This is a genomic window from Pseudomonas sp. MF6747, assembly GCF_963890955.1.
Classification (GTDB): domain Bacteria; phylum Pseudomonadota; class Gammaproteobacteria; order Pseudomonadales; family Pseudomonadaceae; genus Aquipseudomonas.
In genome coordinates this window covers 108,671-135,579 of record NZ_CAWPSZ010000003.1, presented here as the reverse complement: position 1 = coordinate 135,579, position 26,909 = coordinate 108,671, and the positions used below count along the sequence as shown (strand labels likewise).

At 59.9% G+C, this 26,909-nt stretch carries 30 protein-coding genes and 5 tRNA genes; 10 read left to right on the top strand and 25 right to left on the bottom strand.

The window, feature by feature from the left end:
• Positions 1 to 88: 88 nt before the first annotated feature.
• The 5 genes from AACW30_RS31475 to AACW30_RS04340 form a co-directional block, all read right to left on the bottom strand.
• On the bottom strand, positions 89 to 1,018 hold the full coding sequence (locus AACW30_RS31475) for a methyl-accepting chemotaxis protein (RefSeq protein WP_442793509.1): 930 nt from the start codon (positions 1,016 to 1,018) through the stop codon (positions 89 to 91).
• Between the two features lie 392 nt (positions 1,019 to 1,410).
• On the bottom strand, positions 1,411 to 2,118 hold the full coding sequence (locus AACW30_RS31470) for a hypothetical protein (RefSeq protein WP_442793505.1): 708 nt from the start codon (positions 2,116 to 2,118) through the stop codon (positions 1,411 to 1,413).
• A gap of 192 nt (positions 2,119 to 2,310) precedes the next feature.
• The gene (ampE, locus tag AACW30_RS04350) at positions 2,311 to 3,147 is read right to left on the bottom strand and encodes a regulatory signaling modulator protein AmpE (RefSeq protein WP_200624353.1); all 837 of its coding nucleotides are present in this window, start codon (positions 3,145 to 3,147) and stop codon (positions 2,311 to 2,313) included.
• Positions 3,144 to 3,707, bottom strand: coding sequence for a 1,6-anhydro-N-acetylmuramyl-L-alanine amidase AmpD (gene ampD, locus AACW30_RS04345; RefSeq protein WP_200624352.1), 564 nt, complete (start codon positions 3,705 to 3,707; stop codon positions 3,144 to 3,146). Before ampD ends, ampE begins: the two co-directional genes overlap by 4 nt.
• A 61-nt stretch (positions 3,708 to 3,768) precedes the next feature.
• Entirely contained in the window at positions 3,769 to 5,925 is a 2,157-nt protein-coding gene (locus AACW30_RS04340) for a DUF1631 domain-containing protein (protein ID WP_200624351.1), read from the bottom strand.
• 246 nt (positions 5,926 to 6,171) lie between these two features.
• On the opposite strand from AACW30_RS04340, the gene nadC reads away from it, so the two are divergent.
• The gene (gene nadC / locus AACW30_RS04335; protein ID WP_106578610.1) at positions 6,172 to 7,020 is read left to right on the top strand and encodes a carboxylating nicotinate-nucleotide diphosphorylase; all 849 of its coding nucleotides are present in this window, start codon (positions 6,172 to 6,174) and stop codon (positions 7,018 to 7,020) included.
• Between the two features lie 43 nt (positions 7,021 to 7,063).
• On the opposite strand, the gene AACW30_RS04330 is transcribed toward nadC, so the two are convergent.
• The 3 genes from AACW30_RS04330 to AACW30_RS04320 form a co-directional block, all read right to left on the bottom strand.
• On the bottom strand, positions 7,064 to 7,369 hold the full coding sequence (locus AACW30_RS04330) for a DUF6388 family protein (RefSeq protein WP_106578609.1): 306 nt from the start codon (positions 7,367 to 7,369) through the stop codon (positions 7,064 to 7,066).
• A gap of 153 nt (positions 7,370 to 7,522) precedes the next feature.
• A tRNA-Thr gene (locus AACW30_RS04325) sits at positions 7,523 to 7,595 on the bottom strand.
• Between the two features lie 64 nt (positions 7,596 to 7,659).
• Entirely contained in the window at positions 7,660 to 8,073 is a 414-nt protein-coding gene (locus AACW30_RS04320; RefSeq protein ID WP_106578608.1) for a pilin, read from the bottom strand.
• 203 nt (positions 8,074 to 8,276) lie between these two features.
• Here AACW30_RS04320 and AACW30_RS04315 point away from each other — a divergent pair, with 203 nt between their 5' ends.
• Genes AACW30_RS04315 through yacG form a run of 4 tightly spaced genes read left to right on the top strand, consistent with a single transcriptional unit; the run spans position 8,277 to position 11,165 of the window.
• Positions 8,277 to 9,485: a type II secretion system F family protein gene (locus AACW30_RS04315; protein WP_200624350.1), complete on the top strand. Its 1,209-nt coding sequence runs from the start codon at positions 8,277 to 8,279 to the stop codon at positions 9,483 to 9,485.
• Positions 9,482 to 10,348, top strand: coding sequence for a prepilin peptidase (locus AACW30_RS04310; RefSeq protein WP_200624349.1), 867 nt, complete (start codon positions 9,482 to 9,484; stop codon positions 10,346 to 10,348). The genes AACW30_RS04315 and AACW30_RS04310 overlap by 4 nt, the downstream gene beginning before the upstream one ends.
• Positions 10,345 to 10,968 (top strand): dephospho-CoA kinase, encoded by a 624-nt coding sequence (gene coaE / locus AACW30_RS04305; protein WP_200624348.1) that lies wholly within the window; start codon positions 10,345 to 10,347, stop codon positions 10,966 to 10,968. Before AACW30_RS04310 ends, coaE begins: the two co-directional genes overlap by 4 nt.
• Entirely contained in the window at positions 10,965 to 11,165 is a 201-nt protein-coding gene (yacG, locus tag AACW30_RS04300) for a DNA gyrase inhibitor YacG (RefSeq protein WP_106578604.1), read from the top strand. Before coaE ends, yacG begins: the two co-directional genes overlap by 4 nt.
• Here yacG and AACW30_RS04295 read toward each other — a convergent pair.
• From AACW30_RS04295 to AACW30_RS04285, 3 genes are all read right to left on the bottom strand, one after another.
• Positions 11,162 to 11,377 (bottom strand): hypothetical protein, encoded by a 216-nt coding sequence (locus AACW30_RS04295; RefSeq protein ID WP_003171680.1) that lies wholly within the window; start codon positions 11,375 to 11,377, stop codon positions 11,162 to 11,164. The two genes, yacG and AACW30_RS04295, sit on opposite strands and share 4 nt — an antisense overlap.
• 66 nt (positions 11,378 to 11,443) lie before the next feature.
• A complete protein-coding gene (locus AACW30_RS04290; protein ID WP_200624347.1) occupies positions 11,444 to 12,133 on the bottom strand; it encodes an energy-coupling factor ABC transporter permease in 690 nt (229 codons plus the stop codon).
• On the bottom strand, positions 12,130 to 12,597 hold the full coding sequence (locus tag AACW30_RS04285) for an FAD/FMN-containing dehydrogenase (RefSeq protein ID WP_124416405.1): 468 nt from the start codon (positions 12,595 to 12,597) through the stop codon (positions 12,130 to 12,132). Before AACW30_RS04285 ends, AACW30_RS04290 begins: the two co-directional genes overlap by 4 nt.
• Positions 12,598 to 12,697: 100 nt before the next feature.
• On the opposite strand from AACW30_RS04285, the gene AACW30_RS04280 reads away from it, so the two are divergent.
• From AACW30_RS04280 to AACW30_RS04270, 3 genes are all read left to right on the top strand, one after another.
• Positions 12,698 to 13,327 (top strand): DUF1780 domain-containing protein, encoded by a 630-nt coding sequence (locus AACW30_RS04280; protein WP_106578601.1) that lies wholly within the window; start codon positions 12,698 to 12,700, stop codon positions 13,325 to 13,327.
• Positions 13,328 to 13,416: 89 nt separating this feature from the next.
• A complete protein-coding gene (locus tag AACW30_RS04275; protein ID WP_064450648.1) occupies positions 13,417 to 13,590 on the top strand; it encodes a DUF3094 family protein in 174 nt (57 codons plus the stop codon).
• Between the two features lie 60 nt (positions 13,591 to 13,650).
• Positions 13,651 to 14,949 (top strand): NAD(P)/FAD-dependent oxidoreductase, encoded by a 1,299-nt coding sequence (locus AACW30_RS04270; RefSeq protein WP_106578600.1) that lies wholly within the window; start codon positions 13,651 to 13,653, stop codon positions 14,947 to 14,949.
• Between the two features lie 58 nt (positions 14,950 to 15,007).
• On the opposite strand, the gene AACW30_RS04265 is transcribed toward AACW30_RS04270, so the two are convergent.
• From AACW30_RS04265 to rluD, 9 genes are all read right to left on the bottom strand, one after another.
• Positions 15,008 to 15,895 (bottom strand): LysR family transcriptional regulator, encoded by an 888-nt coding sequence (locus tag AACW30_RS04265; RefSeq protein ID WP_200624346.1) that lies wholly within the window; start codon positions 15,893 to 15,895, stop codon positions 15,008 to 15,010.
• A gap of 31 nt (positions 15,896 to 15,926) precedes the next feature.
• Entirely contained in the window at positions 15,927 to 16,661 is a 735-nt protein-coding gene (locus tag AACW30_RS04260; protein ID WP_200624396.1) for a cysteine hydrolase family protein, read from the bottom strand.
• Positions 16,662 to 16,827: 166 nt separating this feature from the next.
• Positions 16,828 to 16,904: transfer RNA gene (locus AACW30_RS04255), tRNA-Pro, on the bottom strand.
• A gap of 94 nt (positions 16,905 to 16,998) precedes the next feature.
• Positions 16,999 to 17,074, bottom strand: a tRNA-Lys gene (locus tag AACW30_RS04250).
• Positions 17,075 to 17,079: 5 nt separating this feature from the next.
• Positions 17,080 to 17,156, bottom strand: a tRNA-Pro gene (locus AACW30_RS04245).
• A 10-nt stretch (positions 17,157 to 17,166) separates the two neighbouring features.
• Positions 17,167 to 17,242, bottom strand: a tRNA-Asn gene (locus AACW30_RS04240).
• Between the two features lie 302 nt (positions 17,243 to 17,544).
• Positions 17,545 to 20,109 (bottom strand): ATP-dependent chaperone ClpB, encoded by a 2,565-nt coding sequence (clpB, locus tag AACW30_RS04235; RefSeq protein ID WP_119736524.1) that lies wholly within the window; start codon positions 20,107 to 20,109, stop codon positions 17,545 to 17,547.
• Between the two features lie 170 nt (positions 20,110 to 20,279).
• Positions 20,280 to 21,005 carry a peptidoglycan editing factor PgeF gene (pgeF, locus tag AACW30_RS04230; RefSeq protein ID WP_200624345.1) on the bottom strand — a complete coding sequence of 242 codons (726 nt, stop codon included), beginning with the start codon at positions 21,003 to 21,005 and terminating at the stop codon, positions 20,280 to 20,282.
• Entirely contained in the window at positions 21,002 to 21,964 is a 963-nt protein-coding gene (rluD, locus tag AACW30_RS04225; RefSeq protein WP_005784662.1) for a 23S rRNA pseudouridine(1911/1915/1917) synthase RluD, read from the bottom strand. Before rluD ends, pgeF begins: the two co-directional genes overlap by 4 nt.
• 149 nt (positions 21,965 to 22,113) lie before the next feature.
• On the opposite strand from rluD, the gene AACW30_RS04220 reads away from it, so the two are divergent.
• Together AACW30_RS04220 and AACW30_RS04215 are read left to right on the top strand one after the other, a co-directional pair.
• On the top strand, positions 22,114 to 23,139 hold the full coding sequence (locus AACW30_RS04220) for an outer membrane protein assembly factor BamD (RefSeq protein WP_106578596.1): 1,026 nt from the start codon (positions 22,114 to 22,116) through the stop codon (positions 23,137 to 23,139).
• A gap of 125 nt (positions 23,140 to 23,264) precedes the next feature.
• On the top strand, positions 23,265 to 23,498 hold the full coding sequence (locus tag AACW30_RS04215; protein ID WP_119736520.1) for a PP0621 family protein: 234 nt from the start codon (positions 23,265 to 23,267) through the stop codon (positions 23,496 to 23,498).
• Here the strand turns inward: AACW30_RS04215 and thiO are convergent.
• The 5 genes from thiO to pilV all read right to left on the bottom strand — a co-directional run bounded on the left by thiO (position 23,485) and on the right by pilV (position 26,797).
• A complete protein-coding gene (thiO, locus tag AACW30_RS04210; RefSeq protein ID WP_200624344.1) occupies positions 23,485 to 24,594 on the bottom strand; it encodes a glycine oxidase ThiO in 1,110 nt (369 codons plus the stop codon). The genes AACW30_RS04215 and thiO overlap by 14 nt on opposite strands.
• Before the next feature lie 62 nt (positions 24,595 to 24,656).
• Positions 24,657 to 25,058, bottom strand: a complete 402-nt coding sequence (locus AACW30_RS04205) for a type IV pilin protein (protein WP_179606295.1) — start codon at positions 25,056 to 25,058, stop codon at positions 24,657 to 24,659.
• Between the two features lie 11 nt (positions 25,059 to 25,069).
• A complete protein-coding gene (locus AACW30_RS04200; protein WP_179606293.1) occupies positions 25,070 to 25,561 on the bottom strand; it encodes a pilus assembly PilX family protein in 492 nt (163 codons plus the stop codon).
• 46 nt (positions 25,562 to 25,607) lie between these two features.
• The gene (locus AACW30_RS04195) at positions 25,608 to 26,315 is read right to left on the bottom strand and encodes a PilW family protein (protein WP_119736514.1); all 708 of its coding nucleotides are present in this window, start codon (positions 26,313 to 26,315) and stop codon (positions 25,608 to 25,610) included.
• Positions 26,312 to 26,797, bottom strand: coding sequence for a type IV pilus modification protein PilV (gene pilV, locus AACW30_RS04190; protein WP_106578591.1), 486 nt, complete (start codon positions 26,795 to 26,797; stop codon positions 26,312 to 26,314). Before pilV ends, AACW30_RS04195 begins: the two co-directional genes overlap by 4 nt.
• Positions 26,798 to 26,909: the final 112 nt, after the last annotated feature.

Sequence of the window (26,909 nt, the reverse complement as noted above, 5' to 3'; positions counted from 1 at the left end):
TCTCACCCATTCAGGCATTCAAAAAAGGCACACACAGAAATCAGGACGGGCACCACGGCCTCCAAAGACCAAGTCCTACGCGCCTGCCCTACACACGAAACGCGCCGATCAATTGCTTCAATTCGACGACTTGCACCGACAGCAGCCGACTGGCCGTTTCGGTCTGATGCGCGCCCTCGGCGGCATGCTCGCCCGCACGATTGATGGCAACGATGTTCTGGTCGATATCGTGGGCAACGGCGGTTTGCTGCTCCACGGCCGCGGCAATCTGCTGGTTCTGATCGACGATCATACCGACGGCGCCCAGGATATTTTCCAGGGCTTGCTGGACCTTTTCCGACTGCCCCACGGTGCCATTGGCCATGGCATGGCTAGTGCCCATGGCCTTGACGGCCGCGCCGACACCGCTGTGCAGTCGGCTGATCATCTGTTCGATTTCTTCAGTGGACTGCTGGGTGCGTCGGGCCAGGGTGCGCACCTCGTCGGCCACCACGGCAAAACCGCGGCCCTGCTCGCCGGCGCGCGCCGCCTCAATCGCGGCATTCAGCGCCAGCAGGTTGGTTTGTTCGGCGATGCTCTTGATCACCTCGAGCACGCCACTGATCGACTGGCTGTCGGTGGCCAATTGGTTGATGACCTGCACTGACGCCTCTATCTCTGACGCCAGGCTCGCGATGCTGCCCTGCTGGGATTGCACCAGGCCCCGGCCGCTGACGGTTTCGTCGTTGACGCTGTGGGCACTGCTGACCGCCGCCGCCGCACTGCGCGCCACTTCCTGGGCGGTGGACGACATCTGGTTCATGGCCGTCGCCACCTGCTCGATCTGGCTGCGCTGCCCGGAAACCGCCTGGTTGCTGTGGGCCGACACGGCTTGCACTTGACCGGCTTGCAACTCGACCTGGCTGACGGTGTGACCGACGCGCTCGATCAAGTCATGAATCCTGGCCACCGTGCCGTTGAATACCTGGCCCAACTCCCCGAGTTCGTCGCGGCTGTGGGCAACAAAGCTGACGGTCATGTCGCCGCCCGCGACCTTGTCCATCATCGCCCCCAGGCGACGCAACGTGGTGCGGGTCGACGCATAGAAACCGGCATACAAATAAAAGATCAGCACAAACACCGCCACCAGCGCCGAGATCAGCACCACCATGTGCGTGCGTTTTTGAGCCAGACGCTGCTCAAGTTGCCGTTCGAGAAACGTCAGGGTCGCTTCATTGAGTTGGTAGGTTTGAGCCATCAACTGGCTGACGCTTTGATAAAAACCCTGCCACGGCGCATCGAGGGTTTCGGCCATCACCACCTGCTCTTCAAACAACTCGCTGCCGTGCTTGAGACTCGCGCTGCTGGCCGTCGCCAGAGGGTCGAGCGCCGTATGCGCGGCGGTGCTGGCGCCCAGTGCGTCCTGCAACTTCAGGGCGTACTCGGCCTGGAGTTTTTCCAGTGTCGCAGCAGTTCATCAAAGCGCGTACTGGATGATGAATTCAGAAACCCCTGGCCCAAGGAGTACGCGCCCATGGCCCGCCCTTCACCCAGGGTTTGGGTGACTTGCGGGGTCACGCTGGTGACCAGGTCGCTGAGTTGGCGCAAATCGCCCTGAGGGTCACGGCTCAAGCCGGACTGGCTGGCGATGATCTGGCTGAGCATCTGGGCCTTGTTGAGCAATTTGCCAATCAGCGCGCTTTTGCTCAGCAGCGAGGTTTCCTGTTGCTGAGCGTTGAATGCGGCGATCATCTCGTCGCGCTTGCCATCAAAAACACGCGTGTGCTCAGGGTCGCCGGTCATCGCGTTGAGGCCTTGCAGGCGGCTCAACACGCTCTGTTCCAACGCACTGATCTTGCCCTCCAGATCACCGGCCTTGCCGGACTGCCCCAGCACCGCGTTGATCTGCACCTGGTTATTGAGGGTTTCCAGGTCACGGCGCAGCGCCAGGCTGCGGCCGAGCAGATCGAGGCTTTGCAGTTCGATGCGAGTGCCCTGCCATTGCGACCAGGAATCACGCACCAGGAAATAGTTGGTGGCCAGCATCGGCAGCAGGAACAGCACGCTGATCAGGCTGAATTTCATGCCGAAACTCAAGCGGTTCATCAGCGCGACGGCGGGATAGAGCAAGCTCTTCACAGGTGAACTCCCTTTCTATTATTTTTATTGAGGCGCAGGGGCGCACCGGCAGATAGCCACTATTTGGCGCTCTGTCTGTATAGCTCAATTTGAAAGGGAGTTTTGTAACGTAAGGTTAACGAGCTGTGGTAAGCGGTTTTTTGTGGCGTGGCAGCAAAGTCCCTCGCCACAAAAACCCGGTCGTCTGGCCAGCTACGGCAGTACGGTCCAGATCGCAAACCCGGCATACCACAGCACCGCCGCGCGCAGCAGCAGTTCCCACAGCCGATCCAGGCTGTTGATACCCTCAGGCCCCACCACGGGCGGTGGGATTTCAGCCGCCGCCAGGCCGACTTTTTCTACCAGTTGTGCAGCGCTGATGTCCCAGCTCAACAACTCATGCAACATCACGCGCCCAACCGCGACAAAGTTACCCACCAGGGCAAAACTTGCCGCCAGAAGGCGCACCGGCACCCAGTCAAACGCGTGACGCAATTGCCCGGCACGCTCGGCGACCTGCGGGTTCTGGCTGTATTCGCTGGCCAATGCCAATAGGCGATACGCCAACGCCGCCACCGGCCCCAACAGGAAGTACCAGAAGATCACTGCAAAAAAGCTTTGATAGGCCTGCCATAGCAAATGGCCTTGAAGGCGCTCCAGCAGTTGCTCGCCATTGTCAGCCACCACCTTCAGGTCTCGTTCGGCCACATGCTCGGCGGCCTGCAGGTCACCGCGTCGCCATGCATCGCGAAATGGCCCAAGCCCAGCCAGCAGATCGCCGCGCCCGAGGCTGTAAATCACCACCAGCAGATGCACCGGCAGCGCCAGCAGGCCATAAGCCACGGGTTCCAGCACCAACAGCAACAACGCCAGCAAGGCCACCGGCAGTAACACCAGCAGGACAAGAATCAGCCAGGGCCGCTTCCCCATACGCGGGCTGGATTCCAGCTTGGCCAGCTCACGCAACCATCCACCGTCGCGTTGTAACCGCTGACGCAAGGCCGAGAACTTCTCGATCCAGACCGCCAACACCAACACCAGGAAACTCATCGTGCGTGTCCTCCATCCTGCAGGGCGCTGCGAAAGCGCGTCCAATCAAAAGCCGGGCCCGGGTCGGTCTTGCGACCCGGTGCGATATCACTGTGACCACAAATACGCTGCCGGGTGATGTCTGGATAAGCCGCCAGCAGCTGTCGTGTGAGGTCAATCAGCGAAACATACTGAGCCTCGGTAAACGGTAGCTCGTCCGTCCCTTCCAGCTCGATTCCCAGGGAAAAGTCATTACACACCTCGCGCCCCTCGAAGCTCGATATCCCGGCATGCCAGGCGCGGTCCAGGCACGACACAAATTGCGTCACGCTGCCGTCGCGCTCAATCAGAAAATGCGCAGACACCCGTAGGTCGGCAATGCCTTCAAAGTAAGGATGTTGCGTGACATCCAGGCGATTCTGGAAAAACTCATGCACCTTGCCAGTGGCAAACTGTGCCGGTGGCAGGCTGATGTTATGCAGCACCAACAGTGAGATCTCGCCGGCGGGGCGCTCGTTGAAGTTGGGCGAAGGGCAATGGCGAATGCCCTGGCACCAACCGCTGGTGGGGTCCAACTGCATACGGGTTCCTTGATTGAGACGAGGTGTTACCAGTATGCCGCGTTCAGGCCTGCGGTTGCGATCACTTGCCGCGATTGAGTTGACGCAGGTTGCCCACCACACACGCCAACGCGCGGTCGAACAGCAGCCCGTCGTCCAGGGTACGCAGGGCTCCGCGCTTGAACGCCATGGCCAACTGGTCGGCACTTTTCTCCAGGACTTTGAGCCCGGTGCGGCTGACAAAAATGTAGCTGTTGGCCGGCGCCATGATCGCCGTCAACTTGCAGCGCAACGCTGTGGTTTCGTCCTGCTGGAACTCAAACCAGCCACCAACGCGCAGCTGGTGAGCCTTGAGCAGGTCCGGGTCATCGCTCGGCAAGGGTTGCAGTGAATCAGGCAACCCGACACTGAACGAAAACGGCTCACGCACTTTGATCAGCGCGTCGATGCATTCGCCTTCGGCAGACTGAACATGCATGGCTTGCAACTGAACAAAAAACTCACGGGTGCTGAAAGGGTCGAACGCCGCGCTGGTCAAGCCGTTGCGCAACGCCGTGAGCAGCCCGGGCAGTTGCTCCAGCAGGTGCCGGCCGGCCTCGGTGTCTGTCTGCAGACCCACACTCCAGATCAACTCGTCCATGGTGCGCACGCCCGCCTGCCACTGCACCGATTGTTCGCCGTGCTTGAGGCTGGCCAACAACAGCACCTGGCTCCACGCCTGTTGCAGAAAGCGCACCACCGATTGCGGCAAGACCTTGCCGAGCAAGCGCCGATTGAGCAGATCGGCCACACGTTCACGTGCGGCTTGCGTGCGTATGCGCCCTTCTTCGGCCTCACGGGTGTGTTGTTCAAGCAGCGCGCTACGGCGTTGTTCATCCGAGGTGAACGCAGTGAACTGCGCCAGCAGTTGGGAAAAAATCGTCAGGTCTTCGACGAAGTCATTCAACAAACACTGCACCACTTGCTCAATATGCAGGTACAGGCTGTCGCGCTGATAGTCATCGTGCGGGCTCCAGCCCATGGCAGCCGAGGCGATTTCATTAAGCAGTCGACGTGCCGGGTGGCTGGCGCGGCTGAAGAGGCTCTTGTCCAGCACCGCCACTTTCAACATCGGAATCTGCAAGCGCGCGATCAAGCCCTTGAACGCATCAGGCACGGTGCGATCGTTGAGGATGAACTCGAACAGCAAGGCGACCAGATTGATCACATCTTCATCGGCGCCTTCCACCACACGCGACTTGCCACTCTTGACGCTGACGCGGGTCAACAGTTGTTCAAGCTGGTTACGCAGGTCGAAATCGTCTTCGGCCTCAGGTTCTGGCACATATTGTTGCAAGTGCGAGAGCAGGCGCAGCAGGTCGCGCGAGGCAATGGGTTGCGGTTCGGCGCAGGCTTCCAGGGTAGGCGCCACGCTGCCACGCACCGCCGCCAACAAAACCTGCAGGGCGGCGAAGGCTTGCTGGCCGTTCTCATCCTGGGGCGGGTCGATGGTTGGCGGGTTGCCTTCACGCTGCTGGTCACGGGCGGCACGCCCGCCAGGCCGACGCGAGGGTACCGCCTTGAGTTCGGGCAAAACCCCGGTGGCGACCAGCAACTGATTGGCTTCGCCGAACAATTGGTCGGCGTCACTGAGCACGTACTTTTCAAACAGTTTGAGCATGATCAGCTTGACGCGAATCTCTACGCCCAGGCTGCGCCCCGCGCGCAGAAAGAACTCACACAGCAGCGCCGGACCCAACGGGTTGTCGCGCTCGCTCAGAGGCTTGCCAAGCAATGCACTCAGGCGCGCGGTCAGTTGGCCCAGCGCCAGGCCATCGCGATGTCGCACCCGGCCGAGCATGGCCTCCAGCGCAACGGCCTTTTCCAGTTCGTCGCTGGACGTGCCGCGCGCCGCCTCATACGACACCACCGGCACCAAATGCGGCTCGCCTGGCTCTGCATGGCCCAGACTGGCGAAAGCGGCAAACAGCTGCTCCATGAACACGCGTTCAAAATTTTTGCGCTTGAGGCGCAAGTCACGCATCGCTTCAAAGAAGATGTGATGGTCAACGTTACTGCGAGCCTTGTCGGCCATTTCGAACAGCGTGTCATCGGCGTTATCGAACAGTTCCTGCAGACCTTGCTGCAACTGTTGAGCAGCCTTGTCGCGAACCTGCAGCAACACCACCGGCAGGCGCGCAAGCGGCGATGGCGTGGCGTGCGCCTTGTTGATTGGCACCACCTTTCCGTCAATGTGCATCCTGGCCTCCTGAAACGGCGGTGTTGGGGTGGGGAACTATCAGCTACAGGCCCCGATGGGGGCTGCGAAAACCGGTTATCACCAGGACGTCAAAGCTATGACGCCAATTGTAAGGCGCGGGATTATCTTGCAAATGAGGGTAGTTGCGCCAGCAAACTCTGCCATTGCTGTGTAAATGAGTGTTGAGTCTGGGTTCACAGCCGCGCTGCCCCTATAATCCGAGGCACTTTGTTTGTGGAGCCTGTTATGCCGAATCTCCGTCTTGCCGACCTCACCGCCGAAATCGAAGCCAACGTGCGCCGTGCACTGCTGGAAGATATCGGCAGCGGCGACATCACTGCGCAACTGATTCCGGCCGAACGGCTGGCGAAGGCTACGATCATCACCCGCGACGCGGCCGTCATCGCCGGTACGGCCTGGGTCGATGCAGTGTTCCGCCAGCTTGATCCGCGGGTCGCGGTGCATTGGCAGGTTGCCGACGGTGAGCGTGTCAGCCCCAACCAGGCGCTGTTCCACCTTGAGGGCCCTGCCCGCTCACTGCTCAGCGGCGAACGCTGCGCGCTGAATTTTCTGCAGATGCTGTCAGGCGTTGCCACGCGCGCTCAGTACCTGGCGGATTTCGTCGCCACGACTCAGGTCAAGCTGCTGGACACCCGCAAAACCCTGCCGGGCCTGCGCCTGGCGCAGAAATACGCGGTGACCTGCGGCGGTTGTCATAACCACCGCATCGGGTTGTATGACGCATTCCTGATCAAGGAAAACCATATCGCGGCGTGCGGCGGGATTGCGCAGGCGATTACCGCCGCGCACAAGATCGCGCCGGGCAAGCCGGTGGAAATCGAAGTGGAAAGCCTGCAGGAACTGCGCGAAGCGCTGGCGGCGGGCGCCGACATCATCATGCTCGACGAATTGAGCCTGGATGACATGCGTGAGGCCGTGCGCCTGAATGCGGGCAAGGCCAAGCTGGAGGCCAGCGGCGGGATCAATGAAACCACGCTGCTGCCCATCGCCCAAACCGGAGTGGACTACATCTCCATCGGCGCAATGACCAAGGATGTGAAGGCGGTGGACTTGTCGATGCGGCTGAGCATCTGACGTTTTAATGCAGGCGCCGGCAAGCCGGCGCCTGCACAGTGTTTCAGATCGCGAGATTGTTCATCCCGCAATACTCGTTCCAGTCGACACCCAGCACCTCGGCGGCCTCCTTGTGCAAGGCCAGACGTGCGGCCTCGAACTCTTCCGGCGTCGAGGTGTACTTGAGGGTCAATTCCCATGGCTGCAGGCCCTGGGCTTCGGCCTCATCCTCAAATGACCATTGGATCTGGTCCCTTTGATCATCGGCGCTCAGGTCCTTGATCTCATCCAGCAGTTCCGGCGACTCCGCAACGTACTTTTTGAGGGCTGCTTCGTGCCGCGCTTCCTGGGTCATTTCTGGTGTGGTCATGTTGTTCTCTTAGATCGAGGAATGGGGATGCATCTGGGTCATCAAGGTTGCGCAGATACGAAAGAGCAAGCATGAATGCCGGCTCGTCTGGCCTTCAGAACCATTCTGGGATCATCTGAAAACAGTGTTGCCTTTTAAAACAGTGTTGCCTTGTGCCCGAGACAGGAATCGAACCTGCGACCTTCGCGTTACGAGTGCGCTGCTCTACCGGCTGAGCTACACGGGCGGTGGGCTAAAGCTAGCACCGCATTGGGCAGGCGGCAACTAACTCGCCTACCGCCCGACGGCCGTCAAGCCCCGTCGGCGCCGCAGCCTTTGGCAACGTATTGCGCTTCAGCCGTGGTCGCGCACGTCCAGCCCGTGGTGGCGCTGCGCGTCAACGTGATGGTCTTGCCCAGCACGGGCGCAGGCGCATCAAGAATTTCACAGCGAATGGAGCCTGCGCCGGTGGCCACATCGCCTGCCACGTCGATCTTGCAATTGGCAGTGGGACTGGTGCCGCCGATCAAGGCCAGGGTCGGTACGGTGCCCTGGTTGAGGGTGTCCTCGAAACCTGCCTTCAGCGCGGAAACTTCAGCCAACCCCGCGGTGAACTTGGCCTTGGCCTGGTACTTGGTATACATGGGCAAACCGATAGTGGCCAAAATGCCGATGATTGCCACGACGATCAACAGCTCAATCAAGGTAAAGCCTTTCTGACGCATCACATTCACTCTCCAGAATAAAAAACGCTCACAAGGCGCGTCCTGCGCCCCGCATTGTGCAACGGCGCCAGTGTACTCATCCACGCACGACCAATCGCCTGCAAGACGCACAATCTGACATTTTATCCTTCGCCGCCAGCCTGTCCGAATCCCTCACCTGACTAAGCTATAAATCTTCAACGACCTGTGTGCGGAAACGTGACATGAATGACGCTGCAACGATCTACGCCTGGGAAGGCATCAACCGCAAAGGACGCAGAGTCTGCGGGCAAACCACAGGCCAGAACCTGGCGCTGATCAAGGCACAACTGCGCGAGCAAGGGATTTGCCCCGGCCGCATCCGCAAGAAAACCCCACGCCTGCCAAGCTTCGCCCCGCCGATAAAACCCGCCGATATTGCCCTGTTCACCCGCCAGCTGGCGACATTACTGAAGGCAGGCATACCGCTGTTGCAGGCGTTCGACATCATTGGCGAAGGCTTCGACAACCGCCTGATGCGCCAGCTCATCAGGGGCTTGAAACAGGAAATCGCTGCCGGCAACAACCTGGCGGCCGCGCTGAAAAAACAACCGCGCTATTTCGATGACCTGTATTGCCACCTGATTGCCGCCGGCGAGCACGCCGGCGCCCTGGAAACGCTGCTGGAGCGCGTTGCCATCCATCTGGAAAAAAGCCAGCAGCTCAAGGCGCGCATCAAGAAGGCCATGACCTACCCCATCGCCGTCATTGTGATTGCAGGCCTGGTCAGCACGGTCTTGCTGATCCACGTGGTGCCGCAGTTCCAGAACCTGTTTGCCGGGGTCGATGGCACACTGCCGGGCTTCACCCTGAGTGTCATAGCCTTGTCCGAGTTCCTGCAGCATGCCTGGTGGATGGTGGCACTGGGCCTGGCCGCGACATTTATCGGGCTGCGCCACGCCTACCGCGAATCTGCCGGGCTTCGTCACTGGCTGGACCTTGGTTTGTTGAACGCGCCACTGGCAGGCACACTGGTGAAAAAAACCGCGGTTGCCCGCTACGCCCGCACACTCTCAACGACCTTCGCCGCGGGCGTGCCGTTGGTGCAGGCGCTGGATTGCGTGGCGGGAGCGGTGGGAAATGGGTTGTTCAAACAGGCGATCGAGCATATGCGTCACGATGTATCCACTGGCATGCAGTTGCACCAATCCATGGCCAACTGCCGCCTGTTTCCCAGTATGGCAATCCAGATGACGGCCATCGGGGAAGAATCGGGAACCCTGGACCGCATGCTGGAAAAAGTCGCCAATCACTACGAGGCCGATGTGCAAAACCTGGTCGATAACCTCACCAGCCTGATGGAGCCCCTGATCATGGTGGTATTGGGCGGTATCGTTGGCGCACTGGTGATAGCCATGTACCTGCCAGTGTTCCAGTTGGGGTCGGCATTTTGAACCCGTTGCTGAATGAACAACCGTGGCTTTTTGTCGGGCTGGCACTGGTGCTGGGCCTGATTGTCGGCAGTTTCCTCAATGTGCTGGTGTGGCGCCTGCCGAAAATGCTCGAGCGCGAATGGCGCGCCCAGGCCCAGGAGGTGCTCGGCTTGCCTGCTGACCCTGCGGGCCCGGCTTACAACCTGGTGCGCCCTCACTCCTGCTGCCCCCGGTGCAATCATCCGATTCGCGCGTGGGAAAATATTCCGCTGCTCAGTTACCTGCTGCTCAAGGGGCGTTGTGCCCATTGTCGTGAACCTATCAGTGCCCGCTACCCGTTCACCGAACTTGCCAGCGCGCTGGTCACGGCGGCGGTAGCCTGGCATTTCGGCTTCGGCTGGCAAGCCGGTGCAGTGATGCTGCTGAGCTGGGGGTTGCTGGCGATGAGCCTGATCGATGTGGATCATCAACTGCTGCCCGACGCTCTGGTGTTGCCGCTGTTATGGCTGGGGCTGATTCTCAACAGCGTGGGCTTGCTGGCAACGCTGCCGGATGCGCTTTGGGGGGCGGTCATCGGATACATGAGCCTGTGGACGGTGTTCTGGCTGTTCAAGATGATCACCGGCAAGGACGGCATGGGCTATGGCGACTTCAAGTTATTGGCCTTGCTCGGCGCCTGGGGTGGCTGGCAGATTCTGCCGATGACACTGCTGATGTCTTCGTTGCTCGGGGTGCTTGCAGGGCTGATCCTGCTGCGCTTGCGCAAGCCCCAGGGGTCGGCACCGATGCCGTTTGGTCCGTGTCTGGCGATTGCCGGCTGGATTGCATTGCTCTGGGGTGGTCAAATAACCGACTTCTATTTGCAGTCTGTCGGTTTCAAATGACCACTTCTGTCGCAACACCCTGGATTCTTGGCCTCACCGGCGGCATCGGTAGCGGCAAAAGCGCGGCCGCTCAGCACTTCATGGATTTGGGCATCGACCTGGTCGACGCCGACCATGCCGCGCGCTGGGTGGTTGAGCCCGGCCGCCCGGCATTGAAGCAAATCACCGAGCACTTCGGTGCAGGCGTGCTGTTACCCGACGGCCAGCTGGACCGCGCCGCGTTGCGCAAACTGATTTTTGAGGTGCCGCAAGAACGCCGCTGGCTGGAAGCCTTGCTGCACCCGCTGATTGGCGAGGAGATTCGCAGCCACCTGGCGCGCGCGCGGTCGCCTTACGCGATCCTGGTGTCACCGCTGCTGATCGAGTCCGGCCAGTACAGCATGACCCAGCGCATCCTGGTGATTGACGTGCCGCAATCACTGCAAATTCAGCGTACCCTGCAGCGCGACGGCATCAGCGAACAGCAGGTGCAGGCGATTCTGAAGGCCCAGTCCAGCCGTGAAGACCGCCTGAACCATGCCGATGACGTGCTGGTCAATGACCAGGACCTCGCCTGGCTGCACAGCGAGGTCGAGCGACTGCACCACTTTTACCTTACTTTGTGTGGAGGCCGATCATGAGCCAACCTATGACCGTCGACTGCCCAACCTGCGGTGCACCCGTGGAATGGAAAACAGACAACCTCAATCGGCCGTTTTGCTCGGACCGTTGCAAACTCATCGACCTGGGCGCCTGGGCATCAGAGGAGCACAAGATTCCGGTCAGCCCGGATGCCGAAGACGACCTGTTCTCCGAAGACTTTCAGCCTAAGCACTAAGGCCGCATAAAGGCGTATTCCTGCTGGTCGTCGAGGTTCTCTGCAAGGTATTGCAGCTCGTCGGCCAGGTCTTCGAAACTGCGCACACCTTTACTCTGCTGCACCACGGCGCTGAGCATGGCGCGCAAGGTCAAGCCTGGGTCGAAACCGATTTCCTGTGCGGCGTCCTGACTTCTGCGCAACTCCTGCCGTGCCCATTCATACACACTCATGCCCTGCGCTCCTTCAAGAATTTCGCAGAGCATGGGCCTGTGTGGCCGCCCGGGATTTGATCTGGGTCAACGCCGCGAATCGTCGTCCTTCCCTGGCGCAGAGAGGTAGCGCGTACGGTTGAAGGTCTCAAGCCACTCCGGGCAAAACACCACCAGGGCGCTGATGACCATGCCGTTGATAAAGGCTTCGGGGAAGATGATCAGCCACAGGTAGCCGATGAAGTCTTCCAGCCACTCCGGCATCGCAAAACGCCCGTCAAACCACAGCAACCCCAGCGCAGCCAGCAAACAGAGCAGCGCCGACAGTGCGGCGGCGAAAAAGCCCGAGCAGAAGATATACACAAAGGGATTGCGGGGTTGGGCGCGCTCTACCAGCACTGCACAGCCTTCCGTGACCAGCACCGGCAACACGATCAGCAGCAGGCCATTGACCCCGACGGCGGCCAAGTCCTGACGCCCCAGCAGCACCAGCCCGAACTGCGCCGCCAACCCGCCGACGATTGCCAGAGGCCAGTCGAGCAGCAGGGTCACGGCGGTCATGCCGATAAAGTGGTAGGAAACGCCCGTATCGAAATCCCGCCGCACCAGCCACAACATGAACAGCGCGAACACCGTACCAAACAGCAGATGCTGACGCCGCCGGTCGGCGAACAGCTCGACCCATGGCGAGCGCAGGATTGCCCACATCACCACGGGCGCATACAACAGCCAGCCGATGCTGAGGGTTTCCGGCGCCAGCACGGCGGCACTGATCACGGCTTCACCTGCTCCAGTGCCTGGCGCAGCTCGTCGGCGGAGCTGTATTCGTGCTGCGCAATCAACTTGCCGCTATCGAGTTGCAGCCACAGCACTTTATCCACAGCCCCAGGGTAACGCGGGGCAATACGCGCATCACGGTCCAGCATGACCCGGTAGTTGTAGGCCTGCATCGCCGGCACGGCGAACAGCTTGGCGATGAGCCGGGGCATGCGCTGGATATCGGCGATGAACACCGCGTGGCGCGCCTCGAGGTAGCCCTTGGGCTGACCTTGCAGCGCGGCATCTACCTGCTTGGCGGCGTCCATGCTGCGGGCTACCAGCAAAATCTGCGCCTGGTCATCCAGGGTGTAGGCCTGGTCGAACTGGTCGAGCAGGGTCCATGGCGCCACGCGCTCACCCACCTCAACGGCTTGGGCCCACAACGGTAAAAGGCTCAGCAACAGCACCACGAAAAACTTCACCGCAGACTCCTTGATTCGAATGAGGGTCGAGTAGCCAGTCTACACCGGCCGTTTAAAGCAAGACTTCCTGCGGTCATCATTTGGACGCTAAGCTGCAAATATGGATGACTCAGATTACTTGCGCCTGCTCACCGTAGCGGCCGAACAAGCCAATGCGTTCCTGTCCAATGCCCGCAAATGGGAGCGTGAGCGTTGGGTCTGCCAGCGCCTGCTGCAAGGCTTGAATGTGCCCTACCGGGCCGAGGAGTTTCATGCCGCCGGTCAAGAACCGCCGGATGTGTTGTTTCGCGACGCCTGTTTCGAGGTGTTTTTTGTATTGGATGAAGGCCGGCGCCTGAACGACGAATGGCGCGATGAGTTGCTGCGCCGACGCAGCGCGTTTTCCCTGAGCCAGTTGGTCCGGCGCGAAGCCAAGCCGCGGCGTATCCCCGCCCATGAATTCCTGTTGCGCCTGGCGCCGACGCTGCGCAAAAAAGCGCATAACTATAAAGAACGCGGCATTGACCTGGGCGAGCTGGACCTCATCGCCTTCACCAGCCTCAAGCGCGAAGTGCTGGACCTCAACAGCCATTTTCCGCCCCCCACCGAATACTTGCGCCAGGGCTGGCGCTCGCTGTCGCTGGTCGGGCCGACCTTTGCCCGGGTACTGTTCGCTCATCCTGATGCCCCGGATTTCTTGCGCAACAACTTGGGCCGCAGCATAGTATTCGACGTGGGCATCAGCCTGTGACGCGGGCACAGGCTACGCTTGTGGCGACACCGCCAATCTGCTGACTGTAACGTGGCGCCCTTTTGCAACGTCTACCTGACGAGGCCTTTATGACCAGCCGCCTGAACCCCGATGACCAACAGCATGTCGAAGAGTACCTGCAACTCTCCCAGAACCGAGTCGAGCGCAAGCCTTTCCGGCCGTGGCTGCTCCTTGGTGTGGTGCTGGTGGCGGTGATCGGGCTCGGTCTGCTGAGCCGCCTTTTGAGTTACCTGACGCTATGAGCTGCCTGGCGCTCGCGGGGGTAACTGCTCCGATTTCTTTTAGCCTTGCGAGATATTCCCATGACCCATCGTATTATTATTGTCGGCGGCGGCGCCGGCGGCCTGGAGTTGGCTACCCGCCTGGGTAAGACCCTGGGCAAGCGCGGCACCGCCAGCGTTACGCTGGTGGACGCCAACCTGACCCACATCTGGAAGCCACTGCTGCACGAAGTGGCTGCCGGCTCGCTGAACTCTTCTGAAGACGAACTCAATTATGTTGCCCAGGCCAAATGGAACCACTTCGAGTTCCAGCTGGGGCGCATGAGCGGACTTGACCGTGAACAGAAAAAGATTCAGCTGGCCGCCACCCTTGACGAAGAAGGCCGCGAACTGGTGCCTGCGCGCGTGCTGGGCTATGACAGCCTGGTGATCGCAGTCGGCAGTACCACCAATGATTTCGGCACCGAGGGCGCAGCGCAACACTGCCTGTTCCTCGACACACGCAAGCAGGCCGAGCGTTTCCACCAGCAGTTGCTCAACCACTACCTGCGCGCCCATGCCGGGCAGACCGATACCATTGAACAGATCAGCGTTGCCATCGTCGGCGCCGGCGCCACCGGCGTTGAGCTGGCCGCCGAGCTGCATAACGCCGCCCACGAGCTGGCAGCGTACGGCCTGGACAAGATCAAACCGGAAAACATGCACATCACCCTGATCGAAGCCGGCCCGCGGGTATTGCCCGCGTTGCCGGAACGAATTGGCGGGCCGGTGCATAAAACCCTGGAGAAACTCGGGGTCACCGTGCTGACCAATTCGGCGGTCAGTGAAGTGACGGCCGACGCCCTGATCACCAGCAGCGGCCAGGTCATTCCGGCCAGCTTGAAAGTGTGGGCCGCCGGGATTCGCGCGCCGGGCTTCCTCAAGGACATCGACGGTCTGGAAACCAACCGCATCAACCAATTGCAGGTGTTACCGACGCTGCAGACCACCCGCGACGAAAATATCTTCGCCTTTGGCGACTGCGCCGCCTGCCCGCAACCAGGCACCGACCGCAATGTACCGCCCCGCGCACAAGCCGCTCACCAGCAGGCTTCGTTGCTGGCCAAGTCGCTGAAACTGCGGATTGAAGGCAAGGACCTGCCGTCCTACAAGTACACCGACTATGGCTCGCTGATCTCGCTGTCACGTTTCTCGGCGGTGGGTAACTTGATGGGCAACCTGACCGGCAGCGTGATGCTGGAAGGCTGGCTGGCGCGGATGTTCTATGTATCGCTGTACCGCATGCACCAGATGGCGTTGTACGGTTTCTTCCGCACGGCCATGCTGATGCTCGGCAGCAAGATCGGGCGCGGAACCGAGCCAAGGCTCAAGCTGCACTGATTGACTGAACGGCAGAAAAAAATCCCCCTATCTCACGATAGGGGGATTTTTTATTGGGCTAAATCTGCTGGTAGAACTCAGCCATGTAATCGACAAACGCCCGCACCTTCGGCGCCAAGTGCCGGGACTGTGGATAAAGGGCGTAATAGTGCCGCTCGCCCAATGAATAATTGGGCAGAATTCGCACAAGCTGACCGTGCGCCAAGTCGCTGTGCACAGTGGCCTGGGTGAAACACGCAATACCCGCCCCCGCCAACGTGGCCGCGTGCAACGCACTGATGGTGTTGGTGCTGAACCGCCCCGAGGGGGTGACCGTAACCACCGCGCCACGCGCCGCGTTCAGTTGCCAATCCGACGAAGCCCCAATGAAAGTCAGCAAGTGATGGTTGTTGAGCTCCTGCGCCGAACGCGGCAACCCATGGCGGCCGATGTAGCTCGGCGACGCGACCAGAACCTGGCTGGACAGGGTCAACGTGCGGGCAATCAATGACGTGTCTGCCAGGGCGCTGGCAATGCGTATCGCGACATCAAACCCGTCGGCCACCAGGTCGACGAACTGATCATCACAGCACAGCTGCAGCTCAATATCCGGATACCGTCGTTGAAAACCCGGTAGCCAGTGCGGCAGATCCAGTGTGCCCACCACCAGCGGCACACTGACCCTCAGCAGGCCTTCGGGGCGCTGGTGCCCGTGGGCGATGGCCTGGGATGCAGCGTCGAGACGATCAAGGATATCCACGCACGCGACGTAGTACTGCTCCCCGGCCGCCGTCAGACTGAAGCGTCGCGTGTTGCGGTTGATCAGTTGAGCGCCCAGCTCAATCTCCAATTGCTGCAATTGCCGGGAAATCGTCGAATGCGTGGTCTCCAGGCGCTCTGCGGCTGCAGAAAAACCCTTGGCTTCGACGATGCACCGAAAGGCGCGCATGGCAGATAACTGGTTCATGAAGCAGGCGATCCCAAGGTGGTCAGGGGAATCAGTTAACCGGCAAAGCGATAATTTGCGAGGTGGTCAGCACCGAACCGAAGGTGTCTTCGATTTCAGCCAGTGCCGAGTTGTGCAACTCATCCTTGGTTACCGAACGGCCATCGGCGCGGGTAATAGCCCGGGTGGCACTGGCATCGGATGCTACCACAACGTCATAGCCCAACGGCGCGGCGTCACGGGCGGCGCCGGCGACACAGGCGTGAGTCATCAGGCCACTGATAATCAGGGTTTTGACGCCGGCTTTCTTCAATTGCGCATCCAGGTCGGTGCTGGCAAACACGCTGACCGTGGTCTTCTGCACGAGCTTGTCTTGTGCACGAGGCTTCATCAGCGGGTGAAAATCGACGGTCTTGCCATTCTTGGCGAAGACCGCCGCGTCGTCCGGGGCAATGTGCTGCACGTGAATGACCGGGATGCTTTCCTTGTCGGCAAACCTGATCAGACGCTGGGTGTTTTCCAGGGCTTTCATGCCGTCAGGGATCGGCATGCGGCCGGTGAAGTATTCATTCTGGAAGTCGATGATCAGCAAAGCGGTGGTTTTCGGGTCAAGACGGTCGGTCGGCTTTGCCCCCAACATCGCGCGAATGGTCGGCTGCGGGTGTGCGGTTGTTTCAGCGGCGACAGCGTAAGGGCCGAGGCCCACCATCATACCGAGGCCAACGAGCGTGGACTTGAGTACGGCAGATAGCGAACGGACAGGGAGAGCGGTTGGAGTGAGGATCATCATGCAGATTCCTTGAGGCGAGTGAATTGACGAGGCCCAGTCTAGGAGGCCGCGATCAGTGCACCAACGCACCCATCAGCACAATATCTGTTTGGAATTCGCACAAGTGAGGCCAAACAACAGGCAAAAAAAATCCCCGTATCTTTCGATACGAGGATTTTTAATATGGTCGGGGTAAGGGGATTCGAACTCCTGACATCCTGCTCCCAAAGCAGGCGCGCTACCGGACTGCGCTATACCCCGGTAAAAAAAAGGCGACCTTTCAGTCGCCTTCTGCGACCAGGGCTTTTGACCTCTGATCTTAAGATCTGATCCCAGCGTTAACTGGTCTCAAAAATGGTGGGTCGTGTGGGATTCGAACCTACGACCAATTGGTTAAAAGCCAACTGCTCTACCAACTGAGCTAACGACCCAAAAATGGTCGGGGTAAGGGGATTCGAACTCCTGACATCCTGCTCCCAAAGCAGGCGCGCTACCGGACTGCGCTATACCCCGGTTTTGAAATTGGCTCCGTGACCAGGACTCGAACCTGGGACCCAATGATTAACAGTCATTTGCTCTACCGACTGAGCTATCACGGAACTACATATTTCAAATGTGTAACTTTACTGCGTTGAAACGTTCTCTTCGGCTTGTCCGTATCGCTACGTTCATGTCTCTGAGGCGCGCTATTCTACAATCTTAAAAACCCCTGTCAACCCTTTAAATTGCTTTTAAGACAATGATTTGCGCTTCTTTCTGATTTCTTCTTGGGGAGAAGAAACCCGTGGGCTGACGTTGCTGCGGGGCGCACTTTACAAGCCTTTGCCTTACAGTTCAACGCCCTATCGAAAAAAAAGGCCCCGCAATGCGGGGCCTCCTCTTATAGCCATACAGGCTGGGCTCAGTGGAAGACGATTTCGTCGTTTTCCACAGTCGCCGTGACACTGGTGCCCGGCATGAAGCTGCCCGACAGGATCAACTGCGCCAATGGGTTCTCGATCCAGCGCTGGATCGCACGTTTCAGTGGCCGTGCGCCATACACCGGGTCGTAACCCACCGCGATCAGCTTGTCCAACGCCTCGCTGCTCAGCTCCAGGTCGAGCTCGCGCTCGGCCAGGCGGCCACGCAGGCGCCCCAACTGGATCTCGGTGATGCCCGCAATCTGATCCCGCGCCAGAGGCTCGAAGATCACCACTTCATCGACCCGGTTGATAAATTCCGGACGGAAATGAGAGGTCAGCGCATCCATCACCGCGGCGCGCTGGCCTTCGCGATCACCCACCAACTCCTGAATCTGCGCCGAGCCCAGGTTGGAGGTCATCACGATCACCGTATTACGGAAGTCCACGGTACGCCCGTGGCTGTCCGTCAGACGGCCGTCTTCCAGCACCTGCAGCAGGATGTTAAACACATCCGGGTGGGCCTTCTCGACCTCGTCCAGCAGGATCACCGAGTAAGGCTTGCGACGCACGGCTTCGGTCAGGTAACCGCCCTCTTCGTAGCCCACATAGCCTGGTGGGGCGCCGATCAAGCGAGCCACCGAGTGCTTCTCCATGAATTCGGACATATCGATCCGCACCATGGCCTCTTCGGTATCAAAGAGGAACTCGGCCAAAGCCTTGCACAGCTCGGTCTTACCCACGCCAGTTGGGCCGAGGAACATGAACGAGCCACTCGGACGGTTCGGGTCGGACAAGCCGGCCCGGGAACGCCGTACCGCGTTGGACACAGCCACCACGGCCTCTTCCTGGCCGATGACGCGCTGGTGCAACAGGCTTTCCATCTTCAGCAGCTTGTCGCGCTCGCCTTCAAGCATTTTCGACACCGGGATACCGGTCCACTTCGAAACGACTTCGGCGATTTCCTCCTCGGTCACCTTGCTGCGCAACAATTGGTTCTCGGGCTTACCGTGCTGGTCGACCATTTGCAGGCTGCGCTCCAGGTCCGGGATCACCCCGTACTGCAACTCGGCCATGCGATTCAGGTCACCTTTACGGCGCGCGGCTTCCAGTTCCTGCCGAGACTGCTCGATCTTTTGCTGAATCTGCGCAGAACCCTGCACCTCGGCTTTTTCCGAGGTCCAGATTTCCTCGAGGTCTGAATATTCACGCTCCAGACGCACGATTTCTTCCTGGAGTTTTTCCAGGCGTTTCTTCGCAGCCTCGTCTTCTTCTTTCTTCAGGGCCTGGGATTCAACCTTCAGTTGAATCAGGCGCCGATCCAGACGGTCGAGCACTTCAGGCTTGGAGTCGATCTCCATGCGAATACGGCTGGCCGCTTCGTCGATCAGGTCGATGGCCTTGTCCGGCAACTGGCGGTCAGTGATGTAGCGATGGCTCAATTTGGCAGCCGCAATAATCGCCCCGTCAGTGATCGCCACCTTGTGGTGGACCTCATAGCGTTCTTTCAGGCCACGCAGGATCGCGATGGTGTCTTCTTCGCTGGGTTCTTCCACCAGCACTTTCTGGAAACGACGCTCAAGGGCCGCGTCTTTCTCGATGTACTGGCGGTACTCGTTCAGCGTGGTAGCGCCAACGCAATGCAGCTCACCGCGCGCCAAGGCTGGCTTGAGCATGTTGCCGGCATCCATCGAGCCCTCGCCTTTACCGGCGCCGACCATGGTGTGCAGTTCGTCGATGAACAGAATGATCTGCCCTTCCTGCTTCGACAGTTCATTAAGCAGGGATTTCAGGCGCTCTTCGAACTCGCCACGGAACTTGGCGCCGGCGATCAGCGAGCCCATGTCCAAAGACAGCAGACGTTTGCCTTTAAGACCGTCCGGCACTTCACCATTAATGATGCGCTGGGCCAGGCCTTCGGCAATCGCGGTTTTACCCACGCCAGGCTCACCAATCAGCACCGGGTTGTTCTTGGTGCGGCGCTGCAGCACCTGGATGGTGCGACGAATTTCGTCATCACGGCCGATCACCGGGTCAAGCTTGCCTTCTTCGGCGCGCTTGGTCAGGTCGACAGTGTATTTGTCCAGGGCCTGGCGCGACTCCTCGTGGTTGGGGTCATTCACCGCCTCGCCGCCACGCAGGTTGTTGATGGCGTTTTCCAGGGCCTTTTTGCTCACGCCCTGGCCCAGCAACAACTTGCCAAGCTTGCTGTTGTCGTCCATCGCCGCGAGCAGTACCAGTTCGCTGGAGATGAACTGATCACCTTTTTGCTGAGCCAGGCGATCTGCCTGGTTAAGCAGGCGCGCCAGGTCCTGCGACATGTTCACGTCGCCGGTAGGGTTTTGGATTTTTGGCAGTTGGTCGAGCTCTTTGCTCAACTCTTTGCGCAGGCTGTTGACGTCAAAGCCCACCTGCATCAGCAAGGGCTTGATAGAACCACCTTGCTGTTCCAGAAGCGCCTGCATCAAGTGCGCAGGCTCAATCGCCGGATGGTCGAGGCCGACCGCCAGGGATTGGGAGTCTGATAGAGCTAACTGCAATTTGCTGGTTAAACGATCAATACGCATTAGTCACCTTCCTTTTGAGCAGGCCGGAGCTATTTGCGAGCGAGCTTGCTCGCGAGTAACGCATCCTGAATGAAGAAACCTGCCAGATACCCCTATAGATGGGGTAGATTCTGCAAGATTCAAGCGGGTTATCGTTGATGTGGATCAGCATTGATCCAAGTCAAGAGAGTCTAGCGCTCAAGCCAGATAAGGGAGGCAAATCGACCCGTGCGGGGGCTGCGACGGTAAGAAAAGAAGCGCGGGTCAGTCACGGTGCAATAACCGCCACCATAAACAGCGGTAATTCCACGCGCGGCGAGCCGCAGACGCGCCAACTGGTAAATGTCAGCCATGTACTTGCCGGGGTTGTGGCTTGGCACGAAGGCTTCAGCGGTGATCGGCAGTTGCTGCATGAAGGTTTCGCGCACTTCCGGGCCGACTTCAAAGGCTTGTGGGCCAATGGCAGGGCCCAGCCAGACCAACACATCGGCTGGCTCGCAGCCCAGGCTTTCGAAAGCGGCTTCAAGCACACCCGCTGCCAGCCCACGCCAACCGGCATGGGCGGCCGCCACGCGAGTACCGGCGCGGTTGCAGAACAACGCGGGCAAACAATCGGCAGTCATGGATGTGCAGGCGATACCAGGCGTGCTGGTCCAACTGCCATCGGCTTCGGCGATGCGCGAGGGGTCAGCCTCGACCACGGTCACGCCGTGGACTTGGCGCAGCCAAACAGGCTGAATATCAAAGGCGTCGGTCAGACGACGGCGATTCTCAAGGACGGCTTCAAGGTTGTCCTCGACATGGTCGCCCAGGTTGAGGCTGTCGAACGGCGCCAGACTGACGCCGCCCGCACGGGTGGTGACGCAGGCTTTAACCTGAGCCGGCGCTGGCCAGTCAGGAATCAGCCAGTCATTCATCCGATAAACGCCTCGCGATCCTGCTTGAGCAACGACAACAACCAGACCAGATCGTCTGGAAGAGGCGATTCCCAGCTCATCCGCTTACCGCTCGTCGGATGATCAAGCTCCAGGAAACGTGCATGCAGCGCCTGACGCGGGAAGGATTTCAGCGATTCAACCATGGTCTGACTCGCCGCCGGCGGAATACGGAAGCGACCGCCGTAGGCCGGATCTCCGACCAACGGGAAGTTAATGTGCGCCATGTGTACGCGAATCTGGTGCGTACGACCGGTTTCCAGCTTGACCCGCACGTGAGTGTGGGACCGGAAACGCTCCAGCACACGGTAGTGGCTGACGGCCTGCTTGCCGCCTTCCATTACCGCCATACGCTGGCGCTGCTGGCCGTGGCGACCGATAGGGGCGTTGATCTTGCCACCCGCCACCACCACGCCAATCACAATGCACTCGTAGATGCGGCTGACGCTACGGCTCTGCAACTGTGTGACCAGCTGCGTCTGGGCCTGGATGGTCTTGGCCACCACCATCAAGCCGGTGGTGTCCTTGTCCAGGCGGTGCACGATGCCGCAGCGCGGGACATTGATGATGTCCGGCACGTGGTGCAGCAAGGCATTGAGCAAGGTGCCATCAGCGTGCCCGGCGGCCGGGTGAACCACCAGGCCTGCGGGTTTATTGATGACCAGGATGTCGTCGTCTTCATAGACGATGTCCAGCTCGATGTCTTGGGCGACCCATTCTCCCTGTGCTTCCTGCTCGGCAGTCAGCTCAAGAATCGCACCGCCATGGACTATGTCTCGCGGGCGGATAACCGCTCCATCCACAGTCAGGCGGCCGTCTTTGATCCAGGCGGAAAGGCGCGAGCGCGAGTGCTCAGCGAATAATTGTGCGGCGACTTGATCGAGGCGTTGGCCGCCCAATTCGGACGGCACCTCTGCGCGAAGTTCAATTTTATCGGACATGCTCAGACTAGGCGTGGCACAGCCTTTGGTTTCGGCTGCGCGCTTGTGGTTAAATACGGCGTCTTTTGCCCCGAGGCTTTCAACGGGGCGCTCATCATAACAGGACGGCCCCGCCCAAGACAGCGGCCGTCATAGGGACGCAAGCCGCCATGCAAGTGAAACACCTGCTGCTGATCGCCATCCTCGCCATGACTGCTGCTTGCTCGTCAACAAAGGAAGTCGTCGACGAAAACCTGAGCGAAGTCGAGCTGTATCAATTAGCTCAAAAAGACTTGGACAATAATAGCTACACCAGTGCCACAGCCAAGCTGAAGGCCCTGGAGTCGCGCTATCCGTTCGGGCGCTACGCCGACCAGGCACAGCTCGAGCTGATCTACGCCAACTACAAAAACGCCGAGCCGGAAGCTGCCAAGTCCGCCGCCGAGCGTTTTATCCGCCTGCACCCGCAGCACCCGAACGTGGACTACGCCTACTACATGAAGGGCCTGACCTCGTTCGACCAGGACGTGGGCCTGCTGGCGCGCTTCCTGCCGCTGGACATGACCAAGCGTGACCCCGGCGCTGCCCGCGACTCGTACAACGAGTTTGCCCAGCTGACCAGCCGCTACCCAAACAGCCGCTACGCGCCGGATGCCAAGCAGCGCATGATCTACCTGCGCAACCTGCTGGCGTCCTACGAGATTCACGTGGCTGACTACTACCTGACCCGTCAGGCATACGTGGCTGCCGCCAACCGCGGTCGCTATGTAGTAGAAAACTTCCAGGAAACCCCTTCCGTGGGTGATGGCCTGGCGGTGATGACCGAGGCTTACCAGGCATTGCACCTGGATGCATTGGCAGCCACCAGCCTGGAAACCCTGAAGCTCAACTACCCAGACTCGCCAAGCTTGAAAGACGGCCAGTTTGTGCCGCGGGTTGCCGAAACGGACAACCGCTCGTGGCTGAGCAAGTACACCCTGGGCCTGATCAGCTCCCGTCCACCCTTGCCGCCGGGCGAAACCCGCGCCAACCAGGACGTGATCAAGCAGTTCCAGGACGCCAAGGAAGCGATTCCTTCGGAGCTCAAGCCGCATGACGAGAATGGCGATGTGATCGAAGAGCAAGAGCCGCAGGCCCTTGGCAACAACGAAGATCGTTCGTGGTTCAGCTACATGACGTTCGGCGTATTCGACTGATTACACTCAGCGTCATCAAGAAGGAGCCTTTCGAGGCTCCTTTTTTATTACCCGGCGTTATTGCGCTGTGCGCCTGCCACGACCTTGGCTAAACTGGCGCATTCCTTGTCGAGAAACTGCCCATCATGCTTCGTCTACTGTTCTGGATTGCCGTCATTGCTGCCGCGGTATGGTTCTGGCGCAAATTCAAAAGCCCGGCCGCCAGGCAGCAACGTGCCAGCGAGCCGGACGCAGCCCTGATGGTGCGCTGCGCCCACTGCGGCGTGCACTTGCCGCAGGATCGCGCGCTGAGTTCACGCCAGGAGTGGTATTGCAGTCAGCCACACCTGGAACAAGGGCCGAAGTCTATCCAGCGTTGATTCGACCTGCGGGCGCATAAGGGGCCGGGTCAATGATCGGCGTACGCCCCAGCAACAAGTCGGCAAACAACTGGCAGGATGCCGGGGCAAGCACCAAGCCATTGCGGTAGTGCCCGCAATTGAGCCACAACCCTTTGAAGCCAGGGACTTCACCGATATAAGGGATACCTTCCGGTGAGCCGGGCCGCAAACCGGCCCAATGCCCCACGACCTCGGCGTCCGCCAGGGCTGGAATCAACTCCACCGCCGAAGCCTTGAGGCTTTCCAGCGCCGAGTCGGTCGGGGTCTTGTCGAATCCTTCGTGTTCAAGCGTGCTCCCGATCAGAATGTGCCCATCACGCCGTGGGATCGCATAACGCCCTTTGGCCAGAACCATGCTCGAGAGGAAATTCGAGGCGCATTTGTACAAAATCATTTGGCCTTTGACCGGTTCTACCGGCAGCGCCAAGCCCAATTTGCCGAGCAACTCGCCGCTCCAGGCACCCGCAGCCAACACTATCTGGTCGCCAAGGATCGGTCCCGCAGCGGTATTCACGCCCACTACGGCTTCGCCTTCAAGTACAAAACCCTGTACTTCGCACTGCTCATGAAGGGTCACACCGGGTAGCGCCAACAGCGCCGCCTTGAGGGATTTGACCAGGCGCGGGTTGCGAACATTGGCCACGTCCGCCATATAGATTGCCTGGGAATACCCGCCGCCCAGTACCGGCACCGCATCGTGCGCAGCCGACACATCCACTTTGCTCAGCGGCCGCCCCTCGCGGGCAGCCCAGGCCAACGCCTGGGCCTCGTCTTCCAGGTCCAGCCAGTACAGGCCCGTGGTGTGAACCTCTGGATCAACACCCGTGGCCGCAAACAGACGTTCGGCCAATTGCGGATAAAAATCCTGGGACCAATGCGCCAGTGCAGTGACCGCAGGGCTATAGCGCCACGGGTACAACGGCGACACGATCCCGCCGCCCGCCCAGGAGGACTCCTGGCCAAGCCCGGAGCGCTCCAGCAGTATGACGGACTGCCCTTGGGTGGCCAGGTTGAACGCCGTCAACAACCCGATTACTCCGCCACCGACAATCACCACTTGCTGTTGCTTAGCCATCATTTGATCCAGCCGATAAAAAGGGAAAAGCGCACCCGGCGCCCACTCATCCAGCACTCTCATCATTGCCCCCAGCATGCCTTGCGCGACATTCCAGGTGCCGCGCCCGGGTTGCTGCGCACGCCGGAGCTGGTCAGGCTGAATTCAGCACAAGGGTCACCTGCCATGACTGAGCCAACGGCAGGCGTGGCCACCAGGGTGAAGTCCTGAGGGTTCAATGCAGCGCCGATTCTATAGCGATCATTGCCCGCACTGACGCCGTTTGCATCAATAAAAGTACCGTTGCGCGTGTAAAAGCGTTCCAGGTAATGGACTTGCTCGGATAACAACGCAACGATTTCTGCGCGATAGGCTTTTTTTACATGGCCGGTATACGCCGGATAAGCGATCCCGGCCAGAGATGCGATGATCGCTACAGCGATCAACAACTCGATCAGGGTAAAACCGTGGCAATCCTTGCCCATTGATACGCTCCTTATTGAAGTTGCCGCCATAAAATCCGACGAAATCTCGACCCTGCTTCTTCGTTGACCTGCGCATATACCGTCTCCAGAACGGTGCGCGATTGGCCACTGACGCCCACCGCCGTCACCCGGTATAACCTGGCAGATGTGTACGGAGGTAAACCCGCCAGCCCTGTGCCCTGCCCCAACGCTTGAATGCCATACACGCCGCCCTTCAAGGCAACCCAAGTGACCGCTGAAACAGAACGCTGCCCGGCGCCAACCACAGCAAAAGACGCCTGTGGCGGTGCGCAGGCGCTGATCGACTGACATAACGGCAACGCCGAACCCGCACGCCGGACCATGGATTCCCCCAACCTCAGACCGCTTTCGGCACTTTGAAAGGATTGATTGCGATGCCAGACGCCGGCGGCAATCCTTTGCTGGGACACAGCCCCTTGCATCGAGGCCAAGCCAATCAGTGACAACACCAGCAAAAACACCAGACTGATCAAGAGGACCATGCCCGTCTGCCGTGGATGGAAGCCGTGACAACTGCGCATGATCGCTCTACTCCAACCTGTTGCGCAGCGCTGCCACGACGCTGTAGGCCTGATCCTGAACGCGCCCCGACGGGTCTCTCAGCGTCATCCGGATACGCACGCTGCGTATCAGCGATTCGTCGGCCGGGGTGGGGTCATAGCGCACAACGCGAGCCGAGCCGGGCTTGGCTGCCACACCGAAACTGAGGTCGAACGCCTCTACGTTATCCACCAGAACCGCCTTGGCCGGCGCAGCCGGTGTACTGACCTTCAGTTGGCCCGCTTCAAAGGTGTAGGTGAGCTGGCGTATCGCAAACCGGGTCTGGCCTGGCGCGGGCGTCGGCGAGTTGCCCGCATAAGCCTGGGCCGTGGTCATGCAGTCGGAAAGTACCGTCCAGTCTGGCCTGCCACCCTCTCCACTTGCATCCGCGGTGACTAACGTCAGTGACTTCGCGCTGCCCGAGGTGCTCCAGCCGATCGGTCGATCAAAGGCCGCCGGCGCATTATCGATAGCGGCCGTCGCCAGGCAGCCAAACACACCCGCCTGGCGAATATCCTGAGTCATCTTGCCCAGCACAAACCGCGCATCATCCTGCAGCAACATGGCTGCCTGCTGGCTGGCGTGGGTGGTTCGAACACTGATGACGACTTGGCTGACCCCGAGTATCAGCACCAACCCGACGGACAGCGCCAGCAACAACTCCACCAGGCTGAATCCTCGTGCAAAGCGATTCATTGCGCGACCCCAGACTCGCCGGCAATGCGACTGGTAAGGGTAAAGGTTTCCCGAGCGCCGCTGCGGTTCGCGCCCCTGGCGTCGTCCCAACTGATACTGACGGTCACCTCGCTGCCACTGACCACGACGGAGCCTTTTGCACTCGCTCCGGCAAACCCGACGATATTCGCTTCGAAGTCATGCAGGTCCAGGTCACGCACGCTGGCGCTGGCCGTACCGAGCGGTGCGCCTTCGGTTCGGCTCCATGAATAGTCGGCGCCCGAGTTGGCGCGAACCCGGTCCAGCATGTCGTAGGCAATGAAACTGGCCTGGCTGATCATCCTTGAGCTGTCGGTGTATTTAAGTGCGTTGAGCTGGATGACCGCCGCGCCCAGCAACCCGACCGCAAGAATCAGCACGGCCACCAGCACCTCGATCAGCGTCATACCGGATTGGTGGCGAGGTAAGACGCAGGCAAATTTAATGTGCGGACAAACAAGCATCACCGTCGTCATCCCTGTCGAAGGCCGGAGAAAAGCAGGAAAAACCTGCTGTGCGGCCCAAGACTAGCGTCGGTTTTCGGCTGGCGCTGCCGCCGGAACAAAGGGAAATACT